This is a genomic window from Persicitalea sp. (assembly GCF_041751555.1).
Classification (GTDB): domain Bacteria; phylum Bacteroidota; class Bacteroidia; order Cytophagales; family Spirosomataceae; genus Persicitalea.
Genome location: NZ_JBGSXF010000685.1, coordinates 1 through 2,993 on the forward strand (window position 1 = coordinate 1; position 2,993 = coordinate 2,993).

The 2,993-nt window shown below is 49.7% G+C and carries 6 protein-coding genes; all 6 read right to left on the reverse strand.

Annotated features, from left to right (window positions below; all coding sequences use genetic code 11):
• Nucleotides 1-254: 254 nt before the first annotated feature.
• The 6 genes from rpsD to map all read right to left on the reverse strand — a co-directional run bounded on the left by rpsD (nt 255) and on the right by map (nt 2,966).
• Nucleotides 255-860, reverse strand: coding sequence for a 30S ribosomal protein S4 (gene rpsD / locus ACEW8P_RS24100; RefSeq protein ID WP_373515614.1), 606 nt, complete (start codon nt 858-860; stop codon nt 255-257).
• Nucleotides 861-947: 87 nt separating this feature from the next.
• Complete coding sequence (gene rpsK / locus ACEW8P_RS24105; protein WP_373515615.1) at nt 948-1,343, reverse strand: 30S ribosomal protein S11; 396 nt, start codon at nt 1,341-1,343, stop codon at nt 948-950.
• Between the two features lie 40 nt (nt 1,344-1,383).
• Nucleotides 1,384-1,761, reverse strand: coding sequence for a 30S ribosomal protein S13 (gene rpsM, locus ACEW8P_RS24110; protein WP_373515616.1), 378 nt, complete (start codon nt 1,759-1,761; stop codon nt 1,384-1,386).
• Between the two features lie 4 nt (nt 1,762-1,765).
• On the reverse strand, nt 1,766-1,882 hold the full coding sequence (gene ykgO / locus ACEW8P_RS24115; protein WP_373515617.1) for a type B 50S ribosomal protein L36: 117 nt from the start codon (nt 1,880-1,882) through the stop codon (nt 1,766-1,768).
• A 48-nt stretch (nt 1,883-1,930) separates the two neighbouring features.
• Nucleotides 1,931-2,149, reverse strand: a complete 219-nt coding sequence (infA, locus tag ACEW8P_RS24120) for a translation initiation factor IF-1 (protein WP_189562585.1) — start codon at nt 2,147-2,149, stop codon at nt 1,931-1,933.
• Nucleotides 2,150-2,168: 19 nt separating this feature from the next.
• Complete coding sequence (map, locus tag ACEW8P_RS24125) at nt 2,169-2,966, reverse strand: type I methionyl aminopeptidase (protein WP_373515618.1); 798 nt, start codon at nt 2,964-2,966, stop codon at nt 2,169-2,171.
• Nucleotides 2,967-2,993 lie beyond the last annotated feature (27 nt).

Genomic DNA, 2,993 nt, shown 5'->3' on the forward strand with positions numbered 1-2,993 from the left:
CAAATATCCCGTGAAAATCGTCGGACTTCTCCATCACGACCTTATCGGGCATTTGGAATGCTAATATTGACATAGTCTTGTGTCCTTTTTTATGTAGTAAATGACGGTTGATCAGGCCGTCGTTACCTTTTGCGATCGCAAGCGGCTTATTAATTGTGAATGAGTGAATTGTGAATGAGTGAATATTGCTTTCGCCAGATCTCTATCTATTCTCTCATTCACTCAATCACTCATTCAAAATTATTTTCGCGAAATTACTTCGAGTAAAGCTCGACGATGAGCTGCTCGTTGACATTCTCGGGGATTTGGTCGCGCTCGGGAAAGGCAATAAACTTACCAGTCATTTCCGAACCTTCCCATTCCAGCCAGTTGAAGCGCCGCGCCGAATGGCCGCTCAGGCTATTCGTAATGGCTTCCAGTGACTTCGATTTCTCCCTTACTGTGATAGTCTGCCCCGGACGGAGCGCGTAAGAAGCGATGTTGACAATTTCGCCATCCACCATAATGTGCTTGTGCGAAACCAATTGCCGGGCGCCACGGCGCGTGGGCGCAATGCCCAAACGGTACACCGTATTGTCGAGACGTGCCTCGCAGAATTGCAGCAAGTTTACGCCCGTGATGCCGTCCTTCACCGCCGCGCGGTGGAAAACATTTCTAAATTGTCTTTCCAAAATGCCGTAAGTGTATTTCACCTTCTGCTTCTCCGCCAATTGCAGCGAATATTCCGACTTCTTGGAGCGACGTCCGCGACCATGTTGGCCGGGAGGATAATTCTTTTTGGTCAGCGCCTTGCTAGGACCCATGATGGGTTCACCAAAACGCCTCGATATTTTTGCCTTGGGACCTGTATAACGTGCCATGTATTATTTATAAAAATGAAGCATCTGTCAATTGTGCAATCCCAGTTCCTAAATTGCCACTTGGGTCAGATGCTGTAATAGAACTAATTAAACTCTGCGGCGCTTGGGTGGGCGACAGCCGTTGTGGGGCAATGGCGTGATGTCACGAATCGTCGAAACCTCGATGCCTGTATTCTGGATCGTACGGATCGCCGACTCACGGCCTGAACCGGGACCCTTCACGAATACCTCCGCCTTGCGCATTCCCAAATCATACGCTACCTGGGCGCAGTTCTGGGCTGCCGTCTGGGCAGCGTAAGGGGTGTTTTTCTTAGAACCACGGAGGCCCATTTTGCCCGCCGAAGCCCAGGAAATCACCTGGCCGCTATTATTGGTAATCGAAATAATGATGTTGTTGAACGAAGCCTTGATGTGAACCTGACCCACGGACTCGACAACCACCACCCGTTTTTTCGCCTTGTCTTTTCTTTTATTTTGTGCCATTGATAGGATTGGTTAACGGCGGCGAACCGCCGCCTACCGATTATTTCGTGACTTTCTTCTTGTTGGCTACCGTCTTCCGCTTGCCCTTCCGCGTCCGCGAGTTATTCTTGGTGCGTTGTCCGCGCAATGGCAAACCTTTCCGGTGGCGCAGTCCGCGATAACAGGCGATGTCCATCAAACGCTTGATGCTCAGCTGCACTTCCGATTTCAGCGCGCCTTCCACCTTATACTCGTTGGCGATGATGTTACGCACCGCGCCCGATTCTTCATCGGACCAGTCGGCGGTTTTCTTATCTGGTGAAACCCCCGCTTTTTCCAAAATCGTCTGAGCGGCGCTGCGGCCGATTCCGAAGATGTAGGTGAGGGCGATGTCGCCTCTTTTGCGGTCGGGAATATCTACTCCTGCAATACGTGCCATATAATTAACCTTGTCTTTGTTTGAAACGGGGATTCTTTTTGTTGATGACGTAGATCTTGCCTTTGCGGCGGATGATCTTGCAGTCCTCACTGCGTTTCTTAACCGATGCTTTGACTTTCATTTTTATTAAGGATTTGCAGCCGGATGCCCGGCCGACGTTCTTGAACTATTACTTGTAACGATACACGATGCGCGCTTTGGTCAGGTCGTAGGGCGACATTTCCAGTTTCACGCGATCACCGGGTAGGATTTTGATGTAGTGCATTCTCATTTTACCGGAGATATGCGCGATTACTTCATGTTTATTTTCCAATTCGACCCGGAACATGGCGTTCGAAAGTGCTTCGAGGATTACGCCGTCCTGTTCGATGGATGCTTGTTTGGCCATTCTTTACTTTAATCTAATTTTAGGAGGCGACAACCATTAAACTGGTGTCTGCCGTGACTGCTTCTATGTATTCAAATGTGGTCAGAATTTCAGGCTGACCTTTCCTGACGGCGACGGTGTGTTCAAAGTGCGCCGATGGTTTGCGGTCGGAAGTGCGGATGGTCCAGCCATCTTTTTCCTGCACCACGCTTTTCTTACCCAAATTAATCATGGGCTCGATGGCCAGAACCATCCCGTCTTTCAACTTGATGCCCTTGCCCCGCTTGCCGTAATTGGGAACCTCGGGACTTTCGTGAAGGCTCTTGCCAACGCCGTGTCCCACCAATTCCCGGACAACCGTGTAATTATATTTCTCGACGTAGTTCTGAATAGCGTATCCAATATCACCGATCCGCATTCCGTCGCGGGCTTTTTCAATGCCGAGGTAAAGCGACTTTTTGGTTCTTTCCAACAAAGCCAAAACCTCTTGCGAGACTTCACCTACGGGGTAAGTGTAGGCGCTATCGCTGTGGAACCCGTTCAGTTTGACACCGCAGTCGATTGATATAATATCGCCGCTCCGCAGTTCGTAACCGCTGGGAAAACCGTGAACGACTACTTCATTCACTGAAATGCAAAGGGCGGCGGGAAAGCCGTTGAATCCCTTAAACGATGGAATTCCGTGGAAATCGCCGATATACTCCTCAGCAACTCGATTCAACTGCCGGGTGGTAATGCCGGGTTTTACCCATTTAGCCACTTCGGCGTGCGCTTTACCAAGAACCTGAGCACTCACTTTGATTAACTCAATCTCCTGATCTGTTTTCAGGTAGATCATCGGTTAAACGGCTAGGCTTTCGGCTCG